This window comes from Paracoccus caeni (assembly GCF_016629665.1).
Taxonomy (GTDB): Bacteria; Pseudomonadota; Alphaproteobacteria; order Rhodobacterales; family Rhodobacteraceae; genus Paracoccus; species Paracoccus caeni.
Genome location: NZ_JAEPRQ010000001.1, coordinates 169,312 through 192,155, shown reverse-complemented (window position 1 = coordinate 192,155; position 22,844 = coordinate 169,312). Strand labels below are relative to the sequence as shown.

20 protein-coding genes are annotated in these 22,844 nt (G+C 62.3%); 8 read left to right on the top strand and 12 right to left on the bottom strand.

Features of this window, described 5'->3' with window-relative positions; translation table 11 throughout:
- Nucleotides 1–134 precede the first annotated feature (134 nt).
- Genes JJJ17_RS00820 through JJJ17_RS00810 form a run of 3 tightly spaced genes read left to right on the top strand, consistent with a single transcriptional unit; the run spans nt 135 to nt 3,362 of the window.
- Entirely contained in the window at nt 135–1,544 is a 1,410-nt protein-coding gene (locus JJJ17_RS00820; RefSeq protein ID WP_200683104.1) for a circularly permuted type 2 ATP-grasp protein, read from the top strand.
- Between the two features lie 15 nt (nt 1,545–1,559).
- Nucleotides 1,560–2,516, top strand: a complete 957-nt coding sequence (locus JJJ17_RS00815) for an alpha-E domain-containing protein (RefSeq protein ID WP_200683102.1) — start codon at nt 1,560–1,562, stop codon at nt 2,514–2,516.
- A 3-nt stretch (nt 2,517–2,519) separates the two neighbouring features.
- Nucleotides 2,520–3,362: a transglutaminase family protein gene (locus JJJ17_RS00810; RefSeq protein ID WP_200683100.1), complete on the top strand. Its 843-nt coding sequence runs from the start codon at nt 2,520–2,522 to the stop codon at nt 3,360–3,362.
- Nucleotides 3,363–3,407: 45 nt separating this feature from the next.
- Here JJJ17_RS00810 and JJJ17_RS00805 read toward each other — a convergent pair whose 3' ends face one another.
- Nucleotides 3,408–5,381: a bifunctional 2',3'-cyclic-nucleotide 2'-phosphodiesterase/3'-nucleotidase gene (locus JJJ17_RS00805; RefSeq protein ID WP_200683098.1), complete on the bottom strand. Its 1,974-nt coding sequence runs from the start codon at nt 5,379–5,381 to the stop codon at nt 3,408–3,410.
- 198 nt (nt 5,382–5,579) lie between these two features.
- Between JJJ17_RS00805 and JJJ17_RS00800 the strand changes: the two genes are divergently transcribed.
- Nucleotides 5,580–6,305 (top strand): peptidase, encoded by a 726-nt coding sequence (locus JJJ17_RS00800; protein WP_200683097.1) that lies wholly within the window; start codon nt 5,580–5,582, stop codon nt 6,303–6,305.
- A 176-nt stretch (nt 6,306–6,481) separates the two neighbouring features.
- On the opposite strand, the gene JJJ17_RS00795 is transcribed toward JJJ17_RS00800, so the two are convergent.
- The gene (locus JJJ17_RS00795) at nt 6,482–7,294 is read right to left on the bottom strand and encodes an aminoglycoside phosphotransferase family protein (protein WP_200683096.1); all 813 of its coding nucleotides are present in this window, start codon (nt 7,292–7,294) and stop codon (nt 6,482–6,484) included.
- Between the two features lie 175 nt (nt 7,295–7,469).
- On the opposite strand from JJJ17_RS00795, the gene JJJ17_RS00790 reads away from it, so the two are divergent.
- Nucleotides 7,470–9,749: an NADP-dependent malic enzyme gene (locus JJJ17_RS00790; protein WP_200683095.1), complete on the top strand. Its 2,280-nt coding sequence runs from the start codon at nt 7,470–7,472 to the stop codon at nt 9,747–9,749.
- Nucleotides 9,750–9,762: 13 nt separating this feature from the next.
- On the opposite strand, the gene trhO is transcribed toward JJJ17_RS00790, so the two are convergent.
- The gene (gene trhO / locus JJJ17_RS00785; protein ID WP_200684691.1) at nt 9,763–10,653 is read right to left on the bottom strand and encodes an oxygen-dependent tRNA uridine(34) hydroxylase TrhO; all 891 of its coding nucleotides are present in this window, start codon (nt 10,651–10,653) and stop codon (nt 9,763–9,765) included.
- Nucleotides 10,654–10,756: 103 nt separating this feature from the next.
- On the opposite strand from trhO, the gene pncA reads away from it, so the two are divergent.
- Together pncA and pncB are read left to right on the top strand one after the other, a co-directional pair.
- The gene (pncA, locus tag JJJ17_RS00780) at nt 10,757–11,353 is read left to right on the top strand and encodes a bifunctional nicotinamidase/pyrazinamidase (protein ID WP_200683094.1); all 597 of its coding nucleotides are present in this window, start codon (nt 10,757–10,759) and stop codon (nt 11,351–11,353) included.
- A 6-nt stretch (nt 11,354–11,359) separates the two neighbouring features.
- The gene (gene pncB / locus JJJ17_RS00775; RefSeq protein ID WP_200683093.1) at nt 11,360–12,652 is read left to right on the top strand and encodes a nicotinate phosphoribosyltransferase; all 1,293 of its coding nucleotides are present in this window, start codon (nt 11,360–11,362) and stop codon (nt 12,650–12,652) included.
- Nucleotides 12,653–12,718: 66 nt separating this feature from the next.
- Here the strand turns inward: pncB and JJJ17_RS00770 are convergent, their stop codons facing one another.
- The 6 genes from JJJ17_RS00770 to JJJ17_RS00745 all read right to left on the bottom strand — a co-directional run bounded on the left by JJJ17_RS00770 (nt 12,719) and on the right by JJJ17_RS00745 (nt 17,029).
- Nucleotides 12,719–14,146, bottom strand: coding sequence for an inorganic phosphate transporter (locus JJJ17_RS00770; RefSeq protein WP_200683092.1), 1,428 nt, complete (start codon nt 14,144–14,146; stop codon nt 12,719–12,721).
- A gap of 31 nt (nt 14,147–14,177) precedes the next feature.
- Nucleotides 14,178–14,690 (bottom strand): NUDIX hydrolase, encoded by a 513-nt coding sequence (locus tag JJJ17_RS00765; RefSeq protein ID WP_200683089.1) that lies wholly within the window; start codon nt 14,688–14,690, stop codon nt 14,178–14,180.
- Complete coding sequence (arfB, locus tag JJJ17_RS00760; protein WP_200683087.1) at nt 14,687–15,109, bottom strand: alternative ribosome rescue aminoacyl-tRNA hydrolase ArfB; 423 nt, start codon at nt 15,107–15,109, stop codon at nt 14,687–14,689. The genes JJJ17_RS00765 and arfB overlap by 4 nt, the downstream gene beginning before the upstream one ends.
- Before the next feature lie 86 nt (nt 15,110–15,195).
- Nucleotides 15,196–16,050 (bottom strand): carbon-nitrogen hydrolase family protein, encoded by an 855-nt coding sequence (locus JJJ17_RS00755; RefSeq protein WP_200683086.1) that lies wholly within the window; start codon nt 16,048–16,050, stop codon nt 15,196–15,198.
- On the bottom strand, nt 16,047–16,631 hold the full coding sequence (locus JJJ17_RS00750) for a GNAT family N-acetyltransferase (protein WP_200683085.1): 585 nt from the start codon (nt 16,629–16,631) through the stop codon (nt 16,047–16,049). The genes JJJ17_RS00755 and JJJ17_RS00750 overlap by 4 nt, the downstream gene beginning before the upstream one ends.
- Entirely contained in the window at nt 16,628–17,029 is a 402-nt protein-coding gene (locus JJJ17_RS00745; protein ID WP_200683084.1) for a ketosteroid isomerase-related protein, read from the bottom strand. The genes JJJ17_RS00750 and JJJ17_RS00745 overlap by 4 nt, the downstream gene beginning before the upstream one ends.
- A gap of 220 nt (nt 17,030–17,249) precedes the next feature.
- On the opposite strand from JJJ17_RS00745, the gene JJJ17_RS00740 reads away from it, so the two are divergent.
- Nucleotides 17,250–18,641, top strand: a complete 1,392-nt coding sequence (locus JJJ17_RS00740) for a phosphohexomutase domain-containing protein (protein ID WP_200683083.1) — start codon at nt 17,250–17,252, stop codon at nt 18,639–18,641.
- 34 nt (nt 18,642–18,675) lie between these two features.
- On the opposite strand, the gene JJJ17_RS00735 is transcribed toward JJJ17_RS00740, so the two are convergent.
- The 3 genes from JJJ17_RS00735 to JJJ17_RS00725 are packed head-to-tail and all read right to left on the bottom strand — an operon-like array spanning nt 18,676 to nt 22,783.
- Nucleotides 18,676–20,073 (bottom strand): sulfotransferase family 2 domain-containing protein, encoded by a 1,398-nt coding sequence (locus JJJ17_RS00735; RefSeq protein WP_200683082.1) that lies wholly within the window; start codon nt 20,071–20,073, stop codon nt 18,676–18,678.
- Nucleotides 20,070–21,758 (bottom strand): DUF5927 domain-containing protein, encoded by a 1,689-nt coding sequence (locus JJJ17_RS00730; protein ID WP_200683081.1) that lies wholly within the window; start codon nt 21,756–21,758, stop codon nt 20,070–20,072. Before JJJ17_RS00730 ends, JJJ17_RS00735 begins: the two co-directional genes overlap by 4 nt.
- Nucleotides 21,755–22,783 carry a glycosyltransferase family 2 protein gene (locus JJJ17_RS00725; protein WP_200683079.1) on the bottom strand — a complete coding sequence of 343 codons (1,029 nt, stop codon included), beginning with the start codon at nt 22,781–22,783 and terminating at the stop codon, nt 21,755–21,757. The genes JJJ17_RS00730 and JJJ17_RS00725 overlap by 4 nt, the downstream gene beginning before the upstream one ends.
- Nucleotides 22,784–22,844: the final 61 nt, after the last annotated feature.

The window sequence follows — 22,844 nt, the reverse complement described above, 5'->3', positions numbered from 1 at the left end:
GCCATCATCGCACCCGCCATATTGCGGAACTTTCGTGCATTTCACGGTTTTCCTCTGTGGACTTCATCCAACTGCCTCTCAATCATCAAGGGGCGGCAGGGCGTATAAAAGGTGCCGTCCAGTTTGAGGGGACAATGGAATACTACGATGAGATGTACTCCGGCGGTCAGGTTCGCGAACCCTATGCGCGGCTGAGCGAGTGGGTCGATACCATGCCCGCCGACTTCCGGCAGATGAAACAAGCCGAAGCCGAAGCTCTTTTCCGCCGTATCGGCATCACCTTCGCCGTCTATGGTGAGGGTGGCGATCCCGACCGGCTGATCCCCTTCGACATGATGCCCCGCGTGTTCGAGCAGGCTGAATGGCGCCGCCTTGAACGCGGCATCAAGCAGCGCGCCCGTGCGCTGAACGCTTTCCTGCGCGATGTCTATGGCCGGGCCGAGATCGTCCGCGCCGGTCGCATCCCCGCCCGGTTGGTCTATCAGAACGAGGCTTACGAAAAGGCGGTGGTCGGCGTCGTGCCCCCACGCGGCGTCTATAGCCACATCATCGGGATCGACCTTGTGCGGACCGGCAAGGACGAGTTCTTCGTTCTGGAAGATAATTGCCGCACCCCGTCGGGCGTCAGCTATATGCTGGAAAACCGCGAGATCATGATGCGGATGTTCCCGCAGCTTTTCCGGCAGAACCGGATCGAGCCGGTGGATCAATATCCGGAACTGCTGCGCCGCACGCTGGAATCGGTGGCCCCGCCGAAATGCAGCGACCGGCCGACCTGCGTTGTCCTGACCCCCGGCCATTTCAACAGCGCCTATTATGAACACAGCTTCCTTGCCAACCTGATGGGTGTGGAGCTGGTCGAGGGGCAGGATCTCTTTGTGGACGGTGAATTCGTCTATATGCGGACGACCCAAGGTCCGAAGCGCGTCGATGTGATCTATCGCCGGATCGATGACCCCTATCTTGATCCGCTGTGCTTCCGGCCCGATTCCATGCTGGGCATTCCAGGGCTGATGGATGTCTATCGCTCGGGCGGGGTGTCGATCTGTTCGGCCCCCGGTGCGGGCGTCGCCGATGACAAGGCGATCTATACCTTCGTGCCGGAAATGGTCCGCTTCTATCTGGGGGAAGAGCCTATCCTGAACAATGTCCATACATGGACGCTGTGGAAACAGGACGACTATAAATATGTCATGGAGCATCTGCCCGAACTGGTGGTGAAAGAGGTTCACGGCTCGGGCGGTTACGGCATGCTGGTCGGCCCGAAATCGACCAAGGAAGAGATTGACGCCTTCCGCAAGAAGATCGAGGCGAACCCCTCGAACTATATCGCCCAGCCGACCCTGGCGTTGTCCACCACCCCCACCTTTGTCGAAGAGGGCATCGCGCCGCGCCATGTGGACCTGCGCCCCTATTGCCTTTGCGGTGACCGGATCGAACTGGTGCCAGGCGGGTTGACCCGTGTGGCGCTGCGCGAAGGCAGTCTTGTCGTCAACTCGTCGCAAGGCGGGGGCGTCAAGGACACCTGGGTTCTTTCAGAGTAAGAAGGGGGACAAGCCATGCTAAGCCGTACAGCCTCGAACCTCTTCTGGATGGGCCGCCACCTGGAGCGCGCCGATACCGCCGCCCGCCTGCTGGATGTGGGTCAGCGGATCACGCTGATGCCGAATACCGAGACCGGGTATCAGAACGAATGGGCCTCGCTTTTGCAGGCTTCGGGCACCGCCGATCTATTTGCCGAGAAATATGGCGAAGTCAGTCAAGAGAAGATCGAGGAATTCGTCTTTTTCGACCGCGACAACCCGTCCTCGGTTGCCTCTTGCATCGAAAAGGCGCGGGAATCGGGCCGGATCGTGCGGACGGCGCTGACATCTCAGGTCTGGGATGCGCTGAACATCACCTATCAGGATCTGCGCAAGCTGGAACGCACCGCGCGGTCCAAGCTGGATACCGCGACGCTGACCGATTTCACCACCTCCAGCACCTCGACCGTGCGCGGCGCGATCAATGCCACCCAGCTTCGCAACGACGGCTGGCATTTCATGAACCTTGGCTATGGGCTGGAACGCGCGGATGCGACGGCCCGGCTGCTGGACGTGAAATATTACGTGCTGCTGCCCCGGATCGAGTTTGTCGGCTCGGGCCTTGATACCTATCAATGGCAGGTGATCCTGCGGGCGCTGTCGGCGCATCGGGCCTATCATTGGGCCTATGGTGGCGACATTACCGCGGGTCAGGTGGCGGATTTCCTGATCCTGAACGGAGAAAGCCCGCGTTCGCTGATCACCTCGCTTTACGAGGCGGTCTGGAACCTTGAAGGGATTGCCAAACGCTATGGTGAAACGGTGCCCAACAAGGCCCGCGACAAGGCGCGTGAGGTTCTGGCCGGGTTGCAATCGCGCGACATCGACATGATCTTTGACGAAGGATTGCACGAGTTCCTGACATGGTTCATCGGCGAGATCGGTGCGATTTCGACCCTCGTGCATGAAGATTATCTGCTGGGAGGAGCCTGACCGATGAAATTGCGGGTCACGCATCAGACGGTCTATCGCTATGACCATCCGATCCGAAACATCGTGCAAAGCCTTCGCCTGACGCCTTCGGTCTTTGAAGGGCAGAAGACGCTGGAATGGAATATCGAGGTGACTGGCGGCATCCGGGGTCCGGGTTTCCGCGATGGCGCGGGCGACTGGATCGAGGGCTGGACCGTGCGCGGGCCGATGGAAGAGGTGGCGGTTTCGATCACCGGCCGGGTCGAGACCCGCGACACGGCGGGGGTTTTGCGGGGCCACCGCGAGATGATCAATCCGCTGGCCTATCTGCGGGACAGCGATGCGACCAAGGCTGATAAAGGGCTGCGCGCATTGGCGGCATCCGTCAGCGATCACGCGGATAATCTGGATCTGGCGCATAAGCTGTCGGCGGCTGTGTCGGAAGCGATTGCCTATGAGCCGGGGGTAACGGAATCGCAGACGACCGCGGCAGAGGCGCTGAAACTGGGCAAGGGCGTCTGTCAGGACCACACCCATGCCCTGATGGCGGTCGCACGGCTGCGCGATCTGCCGGCGCGATACGTCTCGGGCTATCTGCACGCAACGGTGGATGGCGAGCCGCACGAGGCGGCTCATGCCTGGGCCGAGATCCATGTCGAAAATATCGGCTGGATCGGATTTGACGCCGCCAACCGCTGCTGCCCGGATGAACGCTATGTGCGCCTTGGCTCGGGTCTGGATGCGTCAGATGCCGCCCCGATCCGGGGGATTGCCGCCGGTCAGGGCGATGAGCGGCTGGATGTCGCGGTTCGTGTCGAGGATATCGACAAGCTGCAAAGCCAGAGCCAAAGCCAGACGCAAAGCTGACCAGAACGATTGGCGGGCTGAACGCCCGCCCTGCGCTTTCGGCTTTTACAGCGTGATCCGATAGCGCGCGAAGCCGCCCTCGCCCTCGCCAGCCGCTTCGATGTTAAGGCCTTTGATGTCGGCCAGATAGGCCTCGCCCGCCCGGCCGCTGTCGAACAGAACCGTGGCGCCATCCAGCGGCTGGAAGGACCAGTTGCCATCGGCCTTGGGGTCGATGGTGCCCTGATCCACGATATAGCGCACGATCACGTCGCGGTTGGTGTCCGGTCCCTCGAACACGATGGTCGAGCCGTCATTGCCGGGGAAGGAACCGCCGCCTTCGGCCCGGTAATTGTTGGTGGCGACGATGAATTCCGCCGCCGGATCGATGGGCTGTCCGTCATAGGCCAGATCGACGATCCGGTTCGCGCCCTCGGCCACCACGTTCCCGTCACGGTCATATTTCGACGGCTGCGACAGGTCGATGCGAAAGGTCACGCCGTCGATGATGTCGAAATTGTAGCTGGGGAAATCCGGGTTCAGCAGCACCTGATCGGCCTCGCCCGGCGTGATCTGGTTGAAGGCCCCGGCGCTGCGTTCCAGCCAGTCCTTGACCTCTGCTCCCGTCACCTTCACCGCCCGGATCGTGTTCGGATAAAGATACAAATCCGCCACGTTCTTGATCGCGATATCGCCTGCCGGAACGTCGGTATAATAATCCGGCCCGCCACGACCGCCCGCCTTGAACGGTGCCGCCGCCGACAGGATCGGCAGCCCTTCATGCGGCGTTCCGGCCAGCATCTGCGCGATATACCACGCCTGCGCATTCGAGACGATCTGCACCGAGGGATCATCCGCCACCAGCGCGAAATAGCTGTAAAGCGGGGCCGAGGTCTTGCCGACCGGGCGGCGCACATAATCCAGCGTTTCCTGATGCTCGGTCGCGACGCTCTCTTCGACCGCCGCCACGCTTTCGACCAGCGGGGTCACATTGCGGTCGGCGTCGCGTTCATAAATCGGGCGCGCTTCCGAGCTGTGGCTGACAATGGTCCAACCGTCGCCCTGCCGTTCCAGTAGCAGATCGACCAGCCCCATATGCGAGCCCCAGAACCCCGCCATCACCCCCGGCTTGCCCGAGATGGTGCCAGCCGCATTATCCACCCCCTCGACCCCGTCAAAATCGGAACCGGGAAAGACCAGATGCGCGTGCCCGGTCAGGATCACGTCGATGCCGTCAACGGCGGCCAGCGGGATGGCGGCATTCTCCATCCCGTCGGTATGGGCGGCCGCGCCGATGCCGGAATGGCACAGCGCAATGACCAGATCGACGCCTTCGTCGCGCAGTTTCGGCACCCAAGCTTCTGCCGCCGCCACGATGTCGCGGGCCGAGACATTGCCCTCTAGATGCTTCCGATCCCATTGCATCACCTGCGGCGGCACGAAGCCGATCACGCCCAGCCGGATCGGGTGGGTCGCGCCAGTGCCATCGGTCAGTTCACGCTCCAGCACGGTATAGGGCGGCAGCAAGGTCTCATCTTCGGTGGGTGCGCTGCCTTGGGTCACAGCGATATTGGCGCAGACCAGCGGAAAGCCCGCGTTGGCAAGGCTTTGCTTCAGAAAATCAAGCCCATAGTTGAATTCGTGATTGCCCAGCGTCCCGGCCTCGACGCCGATTTCGTTCATCGCGGTGACGATCGGATGGGTCTGACCCTCGGCCATGCCACGCTCGTAAGCGATATAGTCGCCCATCGGGTTTCCCTGCAGGAAGTCGCCATTGTCGAACAGGATCGAATTGCCCGCCTCGGCCCGGACGGCATTGATAAGGGCGGCGGTGCGCGATGCGCCCAACGTATCGACCGCCTCATCGGCATAGTAATCATAGGGCCAGACATGGACGTGCAGGTCGGTCGTCTCCATGATCCGCAGATGCGCCTGCCCCGCCTGCGCCCGTGCCGCGAAAGGATGCAGGACGACCAGACCGGCGCCCGCCACGCCCGCCGACAGAAGACCGCGTCGGGTCAGGGGAAACATCGTTTTCATGGTCAACTCCCGTATTGGTTTTTGGCGATGATGCGCGCGAATTGTAACGATTTCGACCCCCTGTCACGCCGCTGGGCGGGTTTCCCCTGCGACAGATTTGCCGCAGCGCCGCAGGTCGCGGATGCCCCGACGAAACGACAGATTGCGAGGCGGTGGGCGGGGGCATAAATTGCCGCGCAAGCTGGATTGGGAAAGCCGATGACCTATTGCGTCGGACTGAAATTGAACGCCGGGCTGGTGCTGCTGTCGGATACGCGCACCAATGCCGGGCTCGACAACATCGCCTGCTACAGGAAGATGTACACGTTCGAGGAACCGGGCGAGCGGGTGGTTGTGGTGATGACCGCAGGCTCGTTATCGGTGACGCAGACGACGCTGGCGCGGCTGGCCGAGGCGATCGATGACGAGATGGCGGATGAGACCACCTCGATCATGAAGGCGCAGACGATGTTGCAGGTCGCCTCGATCATCGGGCATACGCTGTCGCGGACACGACGCGAAATTGTTGAACAAATGCGAGAGTTTAACCAGCAGGCCAGTGCCAGCATGATCGTTGCGGGGCAGCGCAAGGGCGGCGATATGCGGATGTTCCTGATCTACCCGGAAGGCAATTTCATCGAAGCGACGGACGACACGCCCTTCCTGCAAATCGGCGAGCATAAATATGGCAAGCCGATCCTTGACCGGGTAGTGACTCCCGCGACCTCGATGGCGGATGCGCAAAAGGCGGTGCTGCTGTCGATGGATTCGACGCTGCGGTCGAACCTGTCGGTGGGGATGCCGCTGGATCTGGCGGTGATCGAGAAGGATGCCTGCGCGATCACCTCGAAGCGGCGGATTCTGGAGGGCGATCCCGACTTCATGGAGATGAGCGCGGCATGGTCGGCGGCGCTGCGGGACAGCTTCGTCAAGGTCTCTATCTGAGGCCGCGCAACGGGTGCGGGCGTTGCAATCGGTATTTTTGCAACGAAGAAACGGCGATCCGCGCCAGACCAGCAAATGCTGGGATTTTGGCGGCACAGGATATGCACCACGCATGCACAGGATGTGCACAGGCTGTACACCGCTTGCGCACGGTGGGTGTTGCGTGAGGGTTGATGTTATCGGTCCAGTTCTACCGCCGCGAGGTTCGCGATATGCAGGTCGATCTCGGCCATCGGGTCATCGTCGCCCAGATACCACGCCGCCGACAGCCCGGTCCATGCGAGAACCCATTCAAGCAACCGCCGGACCGGCAGGTCGGCTGATGCGCTGACGAGCTTCAGCCGCCTCTGAAACACGCCCGGTAGGGTCGCGACCGGGCGGGTCGGGTCCGACAGGTCAGGATTGGTGAAGATACTGGCATAGTCAAAGGCGCGGTCGCCGATCAGCCGTTTCGGGTCGATGGCAAGCCAACCGCGCGGGCCGAAATCCAGCACGTTGTCATGGTGCAGATCACCATGCAGGGGCAGGATGTCTTGCTGGTCGGACAGAAGGCGCTGCGCCACCTGATGAGCGCGGGGCAGGATGCCGCCATGGGTCGCGGCTGCCGGTTCGAGGTCGCGGAACCAATGGGCAAGGGATATCGGGTTTAGCAGTGGCGTGCGGCGCGGGCGATGCAGGCGGGCGGCAACCTCGCAGAGAATACGCGTTGCCTGATCATCGCGCCCCTTGCGGGCCATATCCGCAAGGCTTTCGGGGCCGGTTGCGCGTTCCAGCAGCAGCGCCTCGTCCTCAAGCGCAAGGACACGGGCGGCGCCGTCGCCGTTCCACCATGCCATCATCGCCGCCCCTTCCCGTTCGTCCGGTTCATGCGACAGCTTCAGCATTGCGGGCTGATCCCCCTGCAAGACCGGCAGCAGATGGGCGGTGTGGGTGGTGATCGGCGCCCCGTCGGCGGTCAGGTTCCAGCGCGTCAGCCAAGGATCGAACATTCTGGATTTCGCCCCCAAAGCCTGTTTCATTCATCGCAAGGGTAAGATTTCGCCGATCGCCGTCAACGTTATCGCTAACGATTGTCCCGAGGCCCAATCTTTCCCGCAAAGGTGGTTGAAGGCCAGGTTTACGTCTGGTTAAGCACCCAAGAATCTCAGGGGGAGTTCGTTCAAGATGACCGACAATTCGCGCCGCGGCAGCCGTATCACGCCGGAAGAGGCATTGGCCTATCACCTCGAACCGCGTCCGGGCAAATTCGACGTGGTGCCATCGACGCCGATGACCACGCAGCGCGATCTGTCACTGGCCTATTCGCCGGGCGTTGCCGTGCCGGTCGAGGTCATCGCCGAGAATCCCGAGACCGCGTATGACTACACCACCAAGGGCAACCTTGTCGCGGTCATCTCGAACGGGACGGCGATCCTTGGTCTGGGCAATCTGGGCGCGCTGGCATCGAAGCCGGTGATGGAGGGCAAGGCGGTGCTGTTCAAGCGCTTCGCCGATGTGAACGCCATCGATATCGAGCTGGACAGCGAAGACGCGGATGAGATCATCAATGCCGTCCGCCTGATGGGGCCGACCTTTGGCGGCATCAACCTTGAGGATATCAAGGCGCCGGAATGTTTCATCATCGAGCAGCGTCTGAAAGAGCTGATGGACATTCCCGTCTTTCATGACGACCAACACGGGACAGCGGTGATCTGCGCGGCGGGCCTGATCAATGCGCTGGAACTGTCGGGCAAGAAGATCGAGGATGTGAAGATCGTCCTGAACGGTGCCGGTGCTGCCGGGATCGCCTGTCTGGAACTGGTCAAGTCGATGGGCGCGCGGCATGAAAACTGCATCATGTGCGACACCAAGGGCGTGATCTATCAGGGCCGCACCGAGGGCATGAACCAGTGGAAATCGGCCCATGCGGTCGTGACCGAGGCCCGCTCTCTGGAGGATGCGATGCGGGGGGCGGATGTGTTCCTTGGCGTCTCGGCCAAGGGCGCGGTGACGCAAGAGATGGTTCAGTCGATGGCCGATAACCCGGTCATTTTCGCGATGGCGAACCCCGACCCGGAAATCACCCCCGAGGATGCCCATGCCGTCCGTCCCGACGCCATCGTCGCCACCGGCCGCAGCGATTACCCCAATCAGGTCAACAACGTCCTTGGCTTCCCCTATCTGTTCCGGGGCGCGCTGGACATCCACGCCCGCGCCATCAACGACGAGATGAAGATCGCCTGTGCCGAGGCTTTGGCGAAGCTCGCACGAGAGGATGTGCCGGATGAGGTGGCGGTGGCCTATGGCCGCAAGCTGCAATTCGGGCGCGATTACATCATCCCGACGCCCTTCGATCCGCGTCTGATCCACGTGATCCCGCCTGCGGTCGCCAAGGCCGGGGCCGATACCGGCGTCGCCCGCCGTCCGATCGAGGATATGGACGGCTACGTCCAGTCGCTGAAGAACCGGATGGACCCGACCGCCGCGATCCTGCAGGGCATCCACGCCCGCGCCAAGCAAAAGCAGGCCCGGATGATCTTTGCCGAGGGCGACGATCTGCGCGTTCTGCGCGCCGCCGTGGCGTGGCAGCGGGGCGGCATGGGTCAGGCGCTGGTCGTCGGGCGCGACAATGACGTGAAAGAGAAGCTGGCAAGCGTCGGTCTTGCCGATGCCGCGCGCGAACTGACCGTGGTGAACGCGGCCAATTCGCGGCATCTGGAGGCCTATCACGAATATCTTTATGCCCGTCTGTGGCGCGAGGGGATCGACCGCGAGGATGCGATCAAGATGGCAAACCGTGACCGGCATGTTTTCTCGGCGCTGATGCTGGCGCATGGGCATGGCGACGGGCTGGTCACCGGGGCCACGCGCAAGAACGCCCATGTTCTGGCCGAATTGCGCAAGGTTTTCGATCTGCGCCCGCAGGACGGGGCGGTGGGGATCACCGGCGTTCTGCATAAGGGCAAGATCATCCTGATCGGCGATACACTGGTTCATGAATGGCCCGAGGCCGAGGATCTGGCCGATATCGCCACCCGTGGCGCGATGGTCGCGCGCGGGCTTGGGCTTGATCCGCGGGTGGCGTTCCTGTCCTTCTCGAACTTCGGCTATCCGCTCAGCGAGCGCGCGATCAAGATGGCGCAGGCCCCGAAGGTGCTGGACGAGCGTGGCGTCGATTTCGAATATGAGGGTGAGATGACGGTGGATGTCGCCCTGAACCCCGAAGCGGCGGCGCGCTATCCGTTCAGCCGTCTGACCGGACCGGCCAATGTGCTTGTGGTTCCGGCGCGGCATTCGGCCTCGATCTCGGTCAAGCTGCTGCAGGAAATGGCGGGGGCGACGGTGATCGGTCCGATGCTGACCGGCACGCCGCATCCGATCCAGATCTGCTCGACCACGTCGAAGGTGAACGACATCCTGAATATGGCAGCAATTGCCGCTGGCGGTCTTGGGGTGATGAAGTAAGCCTCTGGCGCGGTCAGTCTTGGCCGCGCCGCTCCGCCAAGGTGATTTGCCGGTGCCGCTCGCGGAAGCGCTGGCGGTCGGCATCGCTGTATTCATCGACGCAGCGGTGACAGCGGACGCCATCTTCGAATTCGGGGCGCAACCGATCCTCGGGTGAGATCGGGCGGCGGCAGGCATGGCACAGCCCGTGCCGCCCCTGCTGCAAACCATGGGTCAGGCTGACGCGCTGGTCGAAGACGAAGCATTCGCCCTGCCATTTGCTGTCCTCGGCCGGGACATCCTCAAGATATTTCAGGATGCCGCCTTTGAGGTGAAACACATCCTCGACCCCTTGCGACAGTAGGTAGTTCGTCGATTTCTCGCAGCGGATGCCGCCGGTGCAGAACATCGCGATCCGCTTGCCCTCGAACCGATGGGCGTTTGCCTGCCACCATTCGGGGAAGTCGCGAAAACTGCGGGTGCCCGGATCGACGGCGCCTTCGAAGCTGCCGATCCCGACCTCATAATCGTTGCGCGTGTCGATCACCGCCACGTCCGGCGCGCTGATCAAGGCGTTCCAGTCCCGCGCCTCGACGTAATGGCCGACCGAGGCGGTCGGGTCCACGTCGGGCTGACCCATCGTGACGATCTCTCGCTTCAGGCGGACCTTCATGCGGGAAAACGGCATGGTTTCGGCGGGGCTTTCCTTCCATTCGAGATCCGCGCATCCCGGCAAAGCACGGATATGGGCCAGAACCGCATCGATCCCCTGACGGCTGCCTGCGATGGTGCCATTGATCCCCTCTGGCGCCAGAAGCAGCGTGCCCTTGACGCCATTGCTGCAGGCAACCTTGGCCAGCGGCCCCTGAATGGCGGCAGGATCCGGGAATCGGGTAAAGTGATACAGCGCGGCAACGGTCAGCATAAAGGCGGCCATAGCCAGCCACACCCGATCTTGCAAGCATCTGGGGCATTGACCGTGCCTGCGACAGTTTCTACCCATAGGCTTGCCTTGGAGGAGGCTTACGATGTCCAGTGCCCTGATCGTCATCGATATGCAGAACGATTTTTGCCCCGGCGGCGCGCTTGCCGTGACCGGCGGCGATGAAATCGTGCAACCGATCAATGCGTTGATGGGCAATTACGACGCGGTGATCCTGACGCAGGACTGGCACCCTGCCGACCATACCAGCTTTGCCGCGAACCATCCGGGGGCTCAGCCCTTCAGCCTGATCCAGATGCCCTACGGTCCGCAGGTGCTGTGGCCCGCGCATTGCGTGATCGGCACAGCGGGCGCGGATTTCCATGCCGGGCTGGATCTGTCCCGCGCCGATATGGTGATCCGCAAGGGTTTTCGCGCCGGGATCGACAGCTATTCCGCCTTTTTCGAGAATGACCACGTCACGCCGACCGGCCTTGCCGGATATCTGGGCGAACGTGGCCTGACCGCGCTGACCTTTGTCGGCCTTGCCCATGATTTCTGCGTCGCGTGGAGCGCCATCGACGCCGCGAAACAGGGCTTCACCGCCACCGTGATCGAGGCCGCGACCCGCGCCATCGATCTTGACGGCAGCCGCGACCGTGCCCGCGCCGATATGCGCGCCGCCGGCGTCAATCTGGAGTAACGGCCCATGGTCGATATCGCGACGCGCGTCTATAACCACAAATGGAAAATCGATCCGATCGTGCGGTCGCTGATCGATACCGATTTCTACAAACTGCTGATGTGCCAGTCGGTGTTCCGCAACCGGCCCGACACCAATGTCACCTTCAGCCTGATCAACCGCTCGAAATCGATCCGCCTTGCCGAATTGATCGATGAAGGCGAATTGCGCGAACAGCTTGACCATGCCCGCAGCCTGTCGCTGACACGCGGCGAAAGCACTTGGCTGCGCGGCAATACCTTCTACGGCAAGCGCCAGATGTTCCGCTCGGATTTCATGGAGTTTCTGGAAGGGCTGCGCCTGCCCGCCTATCAGCTTGAAAAGCGCGACGGGCAATATGAGCTGACCTTCGAGGGCAAATGGCCCGAGGTGATGCTGTGGGAAATCCCGGCGCTGGCGATCCTGATGGAACTGCGCTCGCGCGCGGTGCTGGAAAAGATGGGCCGGTTCGAGCTTGAGGTGCTTTATGCCCGCGCCATGACCCGGCTGTGGGAAAAAATCGAGGCCCTTCGCGAATTGCCCGATCTGCGTATCGCCGATTTCGGGACGCGCAGGCGGCACAGCTTCCTGTGGCAGGACTGGGCGGTGCAGGCAATGATCGAGGGATTGGGCGAACGCTTCACCGGCACCTCGAACTGCCTGATCGCCATGCGCCGCGACATCGAGGCGATCGGGACGAATGCCCATGAACTGCCGATGGTCTATGCGGCCCTTGCCGATACCGATCAGGAATTGCGGCAGGCGCCCTATGAGGTTCTGGCCGACTGGCACGAAGAACATGACGGTAATCTGCGCATCATCCTGCCCGACACTTACGGCACCAAGGGCTTTCTGCAACATGCGCCCGACTGGCTTGCCGGCTGGACCGGCATCCGCGTGGACAGCGGCGATCCTGCCGAAGGCGCGGAAACGGCGATCCGCTGGTGGCAGGAACGCGGCGAGGATCCGCGCCAGAAGCTGGTGATCTTCTCGGACGGGCTGGACGTGGAGAACATCGTCTCGCTGTATGATCAGTTCCGGGGCCGGGTGAAGGTCAGCTTCGGCTGGGGCACGCTGCTGACCAATGATTTTCGCGGGCTGGTGCCGGGCGACGGCTTGGCGCCGTTCAGTCTGGTCTGCAAGGCAGTGGCCGCGAATGGCCGTCCGACGGTGAAGCTGTCAGACAACCCGGCCAAGGCCACCGGCCCTGCGGACGAGATCGAGCGTTACAAGCGCATCTTCAGCGTGGGGCAGCAGGCCGAGCGCGACGTTCTGGTCTGAGCCCCCAAAGACGGTATTTGGACAACGAAGAAACCGGCTGGCTTCTTCGTTGTGAAAATACCGATCCTAGACGCCAAGGACGGCGAAGGTGATCAGGCAGGTCACGGCACCGATGCTGGCGGTGATCGGCACGGTCACCAGCCAGGCTGCGGTGATGGTAATGACGTGGCTGCGGCGGATCAGGATGCGGCGGCGGGCCTCGTCCGCAGGCAGGGCGGCGCGGGACAGGGCGCGGCGACGATCCAGCCATTCACGGGTAAAGCCGACCCCGAAGATCCCGCCGATGGCGACATGCGTGGATGAAACCGGAAGCCCGAAGGCCGCAGCGGCAAGGACGGTTCCGGCGGTTGCCAGCATCACGCAGAAGGCACGGCCCGAATTCAGCCGGGTGATGCCGCCGCCCACCATCTCGACCAGACGGCGACCGAAGAGGACGGTTCCGACGGCGATGGCGAAGCCTCCGGCCATCAGGACGCCGACTGAGATCGTGCCGACATCGATGGCATTCACCCCCGACAGGATGACCGAGAAGGGTCCGGCGACGTTGCTGACATCGCTTGCCCCATGCGCAAACCCCATCAGCGCCGCCGACATGACCAAAGCCGGGCCGAAGATTTTCCTGCCGCTCAGACGACCGCGATCAGCTTTAAGGTCGCGTTGCAGCCGTCTGGCCGTATGCCAGCGGATCGCGATGCCCAGCCCCAATCCCATCGGCAAGGCAAGAGCGGTGGGCAGATAGGGCAGCAGCACGATCACATAGGCGGCAAAAGCGCCGCCCATCGTCCCGACCATCAGCGGCAGCCAGAACAGCGCCGCGCCGTTGCGGTCGGGTGCTTCCAGCACGCGGCGACGCAGGAAGATCAGGATCGCTCCGGCCAGAAGACCCGACACGAAAGGGGTCAGCACCCATGCGAAGGCAATAAGCGACAGCGCCCCCCAGTTGATCCCCGAAACGCCCAGAGCGGCGACCCCTGCCCCGGCGATGCCGCCGACGATGGAATGGGTGGTACTGACAGGCAGCCGCGCGCCGGTGGCAAAGGTGATCCAGATCGCCGCCGAAAGCAGCGCCGACAGCATCACCAGTTGCGCGCTGGCGCCGGCCTGCAACGTCGTGGGGTCAAGGATGCCGCTGGCCAGCCGGTGCGTGACCTCGCTTCCCGCAAGCGTCGCCCCGGCGATCTGGGCCGCGCCGACCATCAGCAACCCCGGCATCAACCGGATCGCCCCCGCGCCGACCGCCGGGCCAAGGGCGTTGGCCACATCGTTCGCCCCGATCGAGATGCCCAGCCATCCCGCGACCACCAGCCCCACCGCAAGCGCCGCCATATTCGGGTGATGTCCGGTCCATCCGATCGCCACGATCAGCACCGCCGTCGCCATCAGGATCGCCAGACCGATCCAGCGCACCGGGCGGAAGGCATGGGCCTGCGCCGTCTCGGTATGGGTGATCCGGCCCAGATCCTTGTCCAGCGTGCGGTAGTTGCGGCTAGTCATGCTGATCCGCCGAACGCGCCCCGATCATCCCCTATCCAGCCGCGTGACTGGTCGGATGCATGCTGTCCAGCGGGAAGCGCGCCAGCAATCCGTCGCGCCCGCGCTTGTCCAGAAGGCGCAGAATGCGTTTCAACCCCGGCTCGGCCACCAGATCGGCGGCCTCTGCGGCGTCGAACCAGTTGCGTTCACGTTCGGGCGCTTCGGGAAAGTCAGCATAGGCCTCGGTCACGTAAAGCGGGAAGACGCGGACCTCGACAGGGACGGAAAAGCCGCGATCCTGATCCTTGGCGTAATCATAGCGCCCGATCTCTTCGCGGCTGATGAGGCCATGGACGCCAGCCTCTTCCCAGGCCTCGCGGGCCGCCGCACCGGAAAGCGTCTTGCCCTCCATCGGCCAGCCTTTCGGCGTCACCCAACGTCCGGTGCCCCGGCTGGTGACCAGCATGACCTTCAGCGTTTCGGGATCAATGCAGAGCGCGGCCACCTGCATCGAGGCCGGTCTGCGGCCCAGCAGCAATCCAAGCGATCTGCAAAATGCGTTCATTCGGTAAAATCCACTCTGCCTCTCAGCGATTTTGTTTCGCCACGCTCGGCCTTTGCCTTAAGCCGCCGCCGCTGGCTGCCCAGCGTCGGACGTGTGGCGATACGCCTTTTGGGGGCAACCTCTGCCCGTCGGATCAGTTCCGCAAGCCGTTCGCGCGCAAGTTCACGATTGCGCGCCTGACTGCGGGTTTCCTGTGCCAGAATCAACAAAGCCCCGTCCGAAGTCCAGCGCCGCCCGGCAAGCCTTTGCAGTCGCCGTTTGACCGGATCGCTGAGATTGGGCGAGCGCGCAGCCTCGAACCGAAGCTCTACCGCCGTCTCGACCTTGTTCACGTTCTGCCCGCCCGGCCCTTGCGAGCGGGTGAAGGATTCGGAAAGCTCCCATTCCTCGATGGCGATGTTGTCGGACACGTAAAGCATGACCGAAAAATATCGCGCAATTGCGGGCCAATAAAGCACACATTCACGCAGGGTCGCTTTGCAGCGTAAAAATCCGGGTGATGTGATTAAATCAGCACCGGTTTTTGCGATTCCGGCCAATGCGCGAAGGGCAGGACGGCACCGTCGCGGCGGCTTTGGGCGACGCGGGCGATGTCGATCCGGGCCATGACCCATCCGGGCTGGTCCATTTCTCCCTCGGCGATGATCCCGGTTTCGGGCCAGAAGCCGTCCGGCGGGCCATAGATCGCAGCGCGGCCCCGGTTTTCGTCCAAAGCGGGCATCCAGTCGCAGTCACCGACCGTCGGCGAATGGATCACGACGCATTGGCTTTCCAGCGCGCGGGCCATGCTGCCGATGCGGACGCGGGTGAACCCCGCCACGGCGTCGGTGCAGCTTGGGACAAGGATCAGGTCCACCCCGGCCTCGGCCAGAACGCGGCCCAGCAGGGGAAATTCGCTGTCATAGCAGATCAGGATGCCGATCCGGCCAAGCGCGGTGTCAAAGACGCGCAGGCCGGGATTGCCGGTCACGTCCCATGTTTCACGCTCGAACCGGGTCATGATCTGCTTGTCCTGATGGCCGATCACCCCGTCCGGCCCGTAAAGCACCGCACGATTGAAGGGTCGGCCAGCTTCGAACACCGGGCCAGAGGCCGCGAGAATGTGGCAGCCATGCTGAGCCGCAAGTTTCAGATGCAACGCCGCCACGGCCTCGGCATGACGGGCGACCTCGTGAAGCGAAGCCTCAAGATCGCCAGCGACGTCGCGACCGCCCAGCGAGGCAAGCTCCATCGCGCCGTATTCGGGAAAGACCAGAAGATCGGCGCCATCGGCGGCAGCGACCCATTTGGTGATCTTGGCCTCGTATTCGGCAAAGGTTTCGAACCAGTCGATCGGATAGGCGGCGGCAGCGATTTTCACAGCGTTCTCATCCAGAATTGCAGGGGTTTCTCGGTCTCGTCCGTCTGGCCCACATCTTTCCATGCGAACCGGGCGATGACACCCGGCAAAGGCGCATAACCGCGCTTGCGCCAAAAGCCGTCAAGCGGCTGATAGTCCGCCGGGCGTGCCGGATGGTCGTCCGGGCGCTTGACGCTGCAGAAGGCGGTGTAGATTGCCCCAAGAGCGCGGGCATGGGCTTCACGGGCATCGAAAAAGGCGTGGCCAAGGCCGTGGCCGCGATAATCGGGCAGCAGCACGGATTCGGCGCAGTAGAAAATGTGCGCCAGCGGCTCGGGTCGGTCGGCAAAGGCTGCGGCGAAGTCGCTGGCATGGTCCAGCATTGGCGCGCCGGTCGAGGCGCCGACGATCCGGTCGCCATCCATCACCACGACGACAACCGCATCGGGGGATTTATAGGCCGCCAGATATTCACGCTCGTAATCCAGATCGCCGTCATAAAGATACGGCCAGTCACGGAACACCGCGATCCGCAGTCGCGCCACGTCATCAAAGGCGGCGGTCAGGGCATCGCCGGTCAGGACGCGGGTGGAAAGACTCATCCGACGACCTGCCGCATCCATTCGGCGAGGTTGTAATAGGTGGTCACGCGGGCGATCTTGCCGTCGCGGATGACGAAGAATGTCCCTGCAGGCAAGCGATAGGTCTGGCCGGTCGCAGGCGGCAGACCCTCATCGGTTTTCAGATAGGTGCCGTTGACCACGAACTCTGCCGCCGCACGGTCGCCAGTCTCATTGGCGAAAATCACCATATCGGTCAGGGTCTCGCGGTAGCTTTCGGTCATATGGGTGTTGAATTCCGCGAACAGCGCCTTGCCCTTGCGAATGCCACCTTCATTCACATGATGTTCGACATCGTCATGCAGCAAATCCAGCATCCGATCAGTCTGGCCGGCATTGAAGGCGTCGTAATAGCTGGCAATCAGGGCTTTCGTATCCATCGCGTTTTTCCTTCTGATGTCGGCATTTACTGGCCGGTTCCGGCGTCCGTTGCTTGACCATTGCCTAGCCCGGTGTGACAGGATGCGACCTGAATGAACCGACAGGCAAGAGGCCCGTTGCGACAAGACGCGCGAAACCACGGCGATGCTGGCAGAATCCTTGAAATTTGCCAGCAAGCTGTTAGCGCTAGAAAAAATGTGGCGAGGAGGATTCGCGCTTATGAACGAACGTAATCAGTTGGGCCACCGGGAGATCACCTGTTTCAAGGCCTATGACGTGCGCGGGGAACTGGGCAAGAACCTTGACGCCGATGTGGCCTACCGGATCGGCCGCGCCTTTGCGCAGGTGCGGCAGGCCAAGACCGTGGTCGTTGGTCGTGACAGCCGCGAAACCTCGCCTGAACTGGCTGCGGCGCTGATCGAGGGGCTGACCGATGGCGGCGCGAATGTGCTGGATCTGGGGCTTGCCGGGACCGAAGAGGTCTATTTCCATACAGGCCATGACGATACCGATGGCGGGATCGAGGTGACAGCCTCGCATAACCCGATCAACTACAACGGCATGAAGATCGTCGGTCGCGGCTCTGCCCCGCTGGACCCGGCGACCGAGCTGCCGCCGATCATCGAGTTGTCCTCGTCGGGCGATTTCGCCCCGGTCGAGACCAAGGGCGAAGTGACCGATTACAGCGGCGCGCGGGAGAAATATTCCAAGGCAATGGCGGATTTCGTCGATGTCTCGGTGCTGAAGCCGATGAAGATCGTGGTGAATGCGGGGAATGGCACCGCTGGCCCGACCTTCGATGCGATTGCGGCAGAACTGTTGAAACGTGGGGCACCGCTGGACTTTGTGCGGATGCATCATGATGTGGACAGCAGCTTCCCGAACGGCATTCCGAACCCGCTGCTGCCGGAAAATCAGCCGCCGACCGTCGCCAAGGTGAAAGAAGTCAACGCCGATCTGGGCGTCGCATGGGACGGCGATTTCGACCGCTGTTTCTTCTTCGACGAAAATGGCCGCTTCATTCCGGGCGAATATATCGTGGGTCTGCTGGGCGCGGCCTTCCTTGAGAAATCGCCGGGTGAGAAGGTGGTTCACGATCCGCGCGTGATTATGAACACCCGCGCGATGATCGAGGAAGCGGGCGGGGAGGCGGTGGTCAGCAAGACCGGCCACGCCTTCATCAAGCGCAAGATGCGCGATGTCAGCGCAATCTATGGCGGCGAAATGTCGGCCCACCATTACTTCCGCGACTTCTATTACTGCGACAGCGGGATGATTCCGTGGCTGCTGATGATCGAGCTTCTGTCGCGCAAGGGTCAGACGCTGGCCGAATTGCTGTCGGAACGGATCCGGCTGTATCCGTCCTCGGGTGAGACTAATTATCACATCGAAGACCCCGATGCGGCGATTGCCCGCGTCATCGACGCGCTTGGCGATCAGGCCGAAAGCCGCGACGATCTGGACGGTGTTTCGCTGAGCTTCGGCAACTGGCGCTTCAACCTGCGCAAGTCGAATACCGAGCCGGTGGTGCGTCTGAACGTCGAAAGCGACGGCGATGCCGAACTGACCAAGACCAAACAGAACGAGATCGCAGCACTGCTGAAGGGCTGAGCGTCGGCCAACATGAACAGGCCCCCTGATGTTTTCAGGGGGTCTTTTCGTATCCGAAGGCCATGTAATCGCGTTGATAGGCCGCATGGGCCGCGTCGATCAGTTTCCGGTCCGACAGAAAATCCGGGCGATGGTCGGTTGAAAGTCGGTCAAGCTGCGGGTCCGGCACGCCGATGGATGCTGCCAGATGGGCCAGATCCTCGACCATCCGATGCTCGCGGATGATCGCGTCGGGAGAGCCGAAGCGTGCGAAACCGGCGATAATCTCGGACTGGCTGGCCCAGTTCTGATTGACCGGCAGCGTGGTCTGACCGTTCAAGTTCCGCTTCAGGAAACCCAGAAAATCCAGGAACAGATCGCGACTTTGTTCCTCGCTCAGCGCCGCAAGTTCTGCATCCGGTGGCAACGGCACCCGATGGACATTCCGCAACAGCGCCCGCATTTCGGCAGGGGCTTCGCCCAGCAGATGCAGGAAGGCGTCCCACGCTCGGTGCAGCGGATGGCGCAGGACGGTGAAGCTGCGATGACCGGGATGGCCGCGCTTCCACTGCCGCAGGCTGGTCTGGGTGAAATCGGCCTGCAACGCGCCAAGGCCGGTAAGCCATGCGGTAATGCCCGCGGTCGGGCCGCCCCTGACCGGCATGAACAACAGCCCGCGTCCCGCCTCGGTCGCGACAAAGCTGGGCACCGAGGGGCCGCGACGGGGTTCGTAATTCGGCAGATGATACAGCAGGAACGGGTCAAGCCCGTGCAGATCGGCCTGCATCGCGGCGAAATTGCCGACCTTGGCCTCCATATCCTGCGGGTTCTGCGGCACCAGATGCCGCGAGGGATCGACGCGTTCCACCTCGGTCCGGCCAAGCCAGCGGACCAGCCCGGTCAGCACCTCGGTATCGCGCAGGTCGGGATAGCTGAGGATGAAGGCCGATTGACCGCTGATCTGCAAACTGCGGATGATCTTCTGCTGAAAGGTATCGGTTTCGGACAGGGACTGACGGAATTCGGGACCGTCATAGGTGATCTGAATCTCGATCGGCGTTTCGGTCTCGTTCAGCTTCCACTGATCGGTTTCCCAAGCCAGCCGCGTCGAGACATAGCTTTCCAGCGGGTTCCGCGTCAGGATCACCTTGGCGCAACTGCGGTCCTGCATGATGGCATCGAAAACACGCGGATCGTGGTCGTGGAAATAGCGGAAGCCCGACAGATACCGGCGCGGTTTGCGCAACTGCTCCAACAACGGCAGCGGATCGGTCTCACGCTGGGCCATGGTGATGCCCCAGAGATCGTCGGTATTGGGCCAGCCGAGGATGTAGGGATTGAACGCTTCGCCGTAGCAGCGAATGCCCGGCACGTCGTTCAGCGTCGATTCCAGCAGGTTCGAGCCGGTCCGCATACCGGCAAAGATGACGAAACTTGTGAAACCTGCTGTCATTCCGCTGCGGCCCTTTCAATACTCGGCTGTTCCGCCGGGCGCAGGTTATCACCCGTCAGACGCGGTCGCAGGCCCGAATTGCGCAACTGACGCAGCATTTCGGCAAGGCCCGTCAATTCGCGCATCGGTGGCAGGCTTTCGACCGGCTTGGCCTGCGGGTCAATCGACTGGACGAATTGTTGCAGGATCAATCGCGGGCTGATCAGGAAATCTCCCAGATCAAACAGGTCCACCCGCGCCTTGATCCAGACCGAATTATAGATCGACAACTGCTCAAGCTCGGTCCGCTGAAGCTGGGCGAAAATGCGGCGTACATCGTCAAAGGGCATGCCGGAATGCAAAAGCGGCAGCGACCACGCGCCAGTCACCACCAGCACACGGGCATTCGGATCGGTGGCGATGAACCAGTTCAGGCGCTGATTGTCGCGGGGGCTGAATTGAAACACCTGCATCCGGTTGGTGATCCGGATCAGCGCCGCCAGAAATCCCTGTGGATCGCGGTCGCGGACCAGCGGATTGATCGACAACGCACCCGGCCCTACCTGTGGACGCCCGCCAAATTCAACCTCTTCCGGGCCAAGAATATGGCCATGCACATCGACCGACAGGTGCGCGGTCAGCCATTCCTCGAAATCCGGGAAGATGTCGGTCAGCCCCTGAAAGACCGCATAGGGGGCCGAGGTCTTGCCGTTCTCGGCGTCCTTCCGGGGATAGCGGCTTTGCATATAAAGCCCCGGTCGGCCCAGCACCCGGCGCTGGACCGTCTCGTTGATAAGGCGGTCGATGCTGGCGGTTTGCGGGCCACCGGCATCGGGCACCTCGGTATCCGGCAGCGGGAAATGCGTCAGCAGCCTTTGTGCGCCGGGCCAGACCTTGCGCGCGACAAAGCAGCGCGACCCCGCAAGCGCCGGAATGTGATCGTCGTAAAGCTGATAGGGCCGCCCGGTATGGTCGAACTTCGACAGCGTCAGCGAGCGGCTTTCGATCTTGTTCGAATGCCTGCGGGCAAGGGTCTGGAAATAGCTTTCATCGGGAATCCAGCTTAGCCGGAAATAGCGGTCGAATTCGTCCCGGCGTGGGTCATCCAGAATAGCCCGCAATGTCGTCGCGGTCAGGCACCACCATTGCGAACCCAGATGCGGCCAAATGCCCGCGGGGATCCTCCGCTTGATCTTGCGACGGCGCTGCCAGTCGGTGAACCAGTCGAACAGCCGCCGCCGCTTGCGCCAGTCGAAGGGGAAGTAGAGGGTGAACCGTTCCTCGTTCAGCCCGCCGATGGTCCAGCCCACATCATAGGCATTGACGCTTTCGATGTGATCGCGGGACGGCGCCTCTGCCAGAAAGGCGGTCAGGTCCGAAATCGGACGCAAGGGCAGGCAGGTGCCCGAGGCCAGGAAGACATGGGTGGTTTCGGGGAACTGCTGAAGCAGGCTCGTCGCTGCATTCTGCGTGGCCCGCACCAGCGAGAAGCGCCCCCACGAGCATCGAATGCGTGGCGTGAAGATGATCCGGTCCAGCCCCGCCAGATCGGCCTTCATCCGGGCAAGCTGTCTCTCGGACACCTTGGCATCGACATGGATCGCGACCGACGCGCCGCCGTCAGACCAGACGCGCGCCATCCGGGTCGCGATGTCCAGATCGGAATGGCACAGCAGGATGACGCCAAGACGAACCGGATCGCTCATGCCCAGTTCCCCCGAGAGATCAGGCCAAGCTCTTCCAACTGCCGCCAGTCGCGATATTCCCGCGATTCCGGGCACCAAAGCTGCAGGTCGGACTGAAGCCCGTGATGATAGGCGCGGTATTCCTGACTGTCGGCATAGTGCTGACGGCGGTCCAGCTCTTCTGCCGATTTCTCGACGAAGGTTGAAAGGAACTTCGCATGCAGCAGGCAGCCCGAGGGACGCTCGCCCCCGTCCTCGTCATAAACGATATTCAACCCGCGCGGCAGCAGCGCGTGGGTCGAGCTGACATAGACATAGCGGCGGTTCCAGCGAACAAGCGGGATCTTGTTCAGCGCCGGGCTTGCGACCGGGTCATTGGCAAAGAACGTGCGCGTGCGCGGCCCCCCCTGTATCCACAGGTTCCCCAGATGCCGGTTCTTCTGGATCGTGTAGTTGGCCGGGTCGAACCAGCAGGCGATTTCGAACGGGTCCTGCCCTTCCTGATAGGGGTGATCGTCGATGGCGCCCTTGGGATACATATCCAGCAGCATTGCCGGGAAGGAGCGCTGACCTATCGCCTGCAACCAGCTTGTCAGCGCGCCAAGGGGGCGCGTGTCACTGTGCGGATAGACCAGAAATTCGTCAGGATCGATGGTCAGGCACCAGTGCCGATGCCCATGACGCCACAGCAGCCAGTTGATCCAGTCCATGCCAAAGCGCGCGCGTTTATAGCTTACATCTGTGTGCCACAGCGACACATCGGGCTGACGCGAAAGATAACGGCCGCTATCGTCGTCGCTGGCATTATCGACGAAGAGAAAATGGTTGATGCCAAGTTTGCGGTAATAATCGAGGAAGTAAGGCAGGCGGACACGCTCGTTCCGCAGGGTGACGAAGGCAAGGATGTCATCGCGCCGGATATTCGCCGTCCGGTCAACGACAGGCGTCAGCGCACGGCGGCGGCGGATCGCGCGGGCCAGCAGCCATTGCCGCTCGATCCTCAGGCGGGTTTGTCGCGACAAGGCCGGAAGTCTAAGGCGCGCCATTGCGAACCTGCGCTGCGTGATGCGAAGGACGTAAAGCGGACGACAGCATTACCATGAAATG

Coding starts and splice junctions, on each gene's coding strand:
- trhO (WP_200684691.1), bottom strand. CDS start 10,653: ATGCTGACCGTTGCCGCGCTGTATCACTTTACCCGATTCCCGGATCCT.
- JJJ17_RS00770 (WP_200683092.1), bottom strand. CDS start 14,146: ATGACTAGCCGCAACTACCGCACGCTGGACAAGGATCTGGGCCGGATC.
- JJJ17_RS00745 (WP_200683084.1), bottom strand. CDS start 17,029: ATGGATACGAAAGCCCTGATTGCCAGCTATTACGACGCCTTCAATGCC.
- JJJ17_RS00765 (WP_200683089.1), bottom strand. CDS start 14,690: ATGAACGCATTTTGCAGATCGCTTGGATTGCTGCTGGGCCGCAGACCG.
- JJJ17_RS00730 (WP_200683081.1), bottom strand. CDS start 21,758: ATGAGCGATCCGGTTCGTCTTGGCGTCATCCTGCTGTGCCATTCCGAT.
- JJJ17_RS00795 (WP_200683096.1), bottom strand. CDS start 7,294: ATGTTCGATCCTTGGCTGACGCGCTGGAACCTGACCGCCGACGGGGCG.
- JJJ17_RS00740 (WP_200683083.1), top strand. CDS start 17,250: ATGAACGAACGTAATCAGTTGGGCCACCGGGAGATCACCTGTTTCAAG.
- pncB (WP_200683093.1), top strand. CDS start 11,360: ATGGTCGATATCGCGACGCGCGTCTATAACCACAAATGGAAAATCGAT.
- JJJ17_RS00800 (WP_200683097.1), top strand. CDS start 5,580: ATGACCTATTGCGTCGGACTGAAATTGAACGCCGGGCTGGTGCTGCTG.
- JJJ17_RS00725 (WP_200683079.1), bottom strand. CDS start 22,783: ATGGCGCGCCTTAGACTTCCGGCCTTGTCGCGACAAACCCGCCTGAGG.
- JJJ17_RS00790 (WP_200683095.1), top strand. CDS start 7,470: ATGACCGACAATTCGCGCCGCGGCAGCCGTATCACGCCGGAAGAGGCA.
- JJJ17_RS00735 (WP_200683082.1), bottom strand. CDS start 20,073: ATGACAGCAGGTTTCACAAGTTTCGTCATCTTTGCCGGTATGCGGACC.
- JJJ17_RS00810 (WP_200683100.1), top strand. CDS start 2,520: ATGAAATTGCGGGTCACGCATCAGACGGTCTATCGCTATGACCATCCG.
- arfB (WP_200683087.1), bottom strand. CDS start 15,109: ATGCTTTACGTGTCCGACAACATCGCCATCGAGGAATGGGAGCTTTCC.
- JJJ17_RS00805 (WP_200683098.1), bottom strand. CDS start 5,381: ATGAAAACGATGTTTCCCCTGACCCGACGCGGTCTTCTGTCGGCGGGC.
- JJJ17_RS00815 (WP_200683102.1), top strand. CDS start 1,560: ATGCTAAGCCGTACAGCCTCGAACCTCTTCTGGATGGGCCGCCACCTG.
- pncA (WP_200683094.1), top strand. CDS start 10,757: ATGTCCAGTGCCCTGATCGTCATCGATATGCAGAACGATTTTTGCCCC.
- JJJ17_RS00750 (WP_200683085.1), bottom strand. CDS start 16,631: ATGAGTCTTTCCACCCGCGTCCTGACCGGCGATGCCCTGACCGCCGCC.
- JJJ17_RS00820 (WP_200683104.1), top strand. CDS start 135: ATGGAATACTACGATGAGATGTACTCCGGCGGTCAGGTTCGCGAACCC.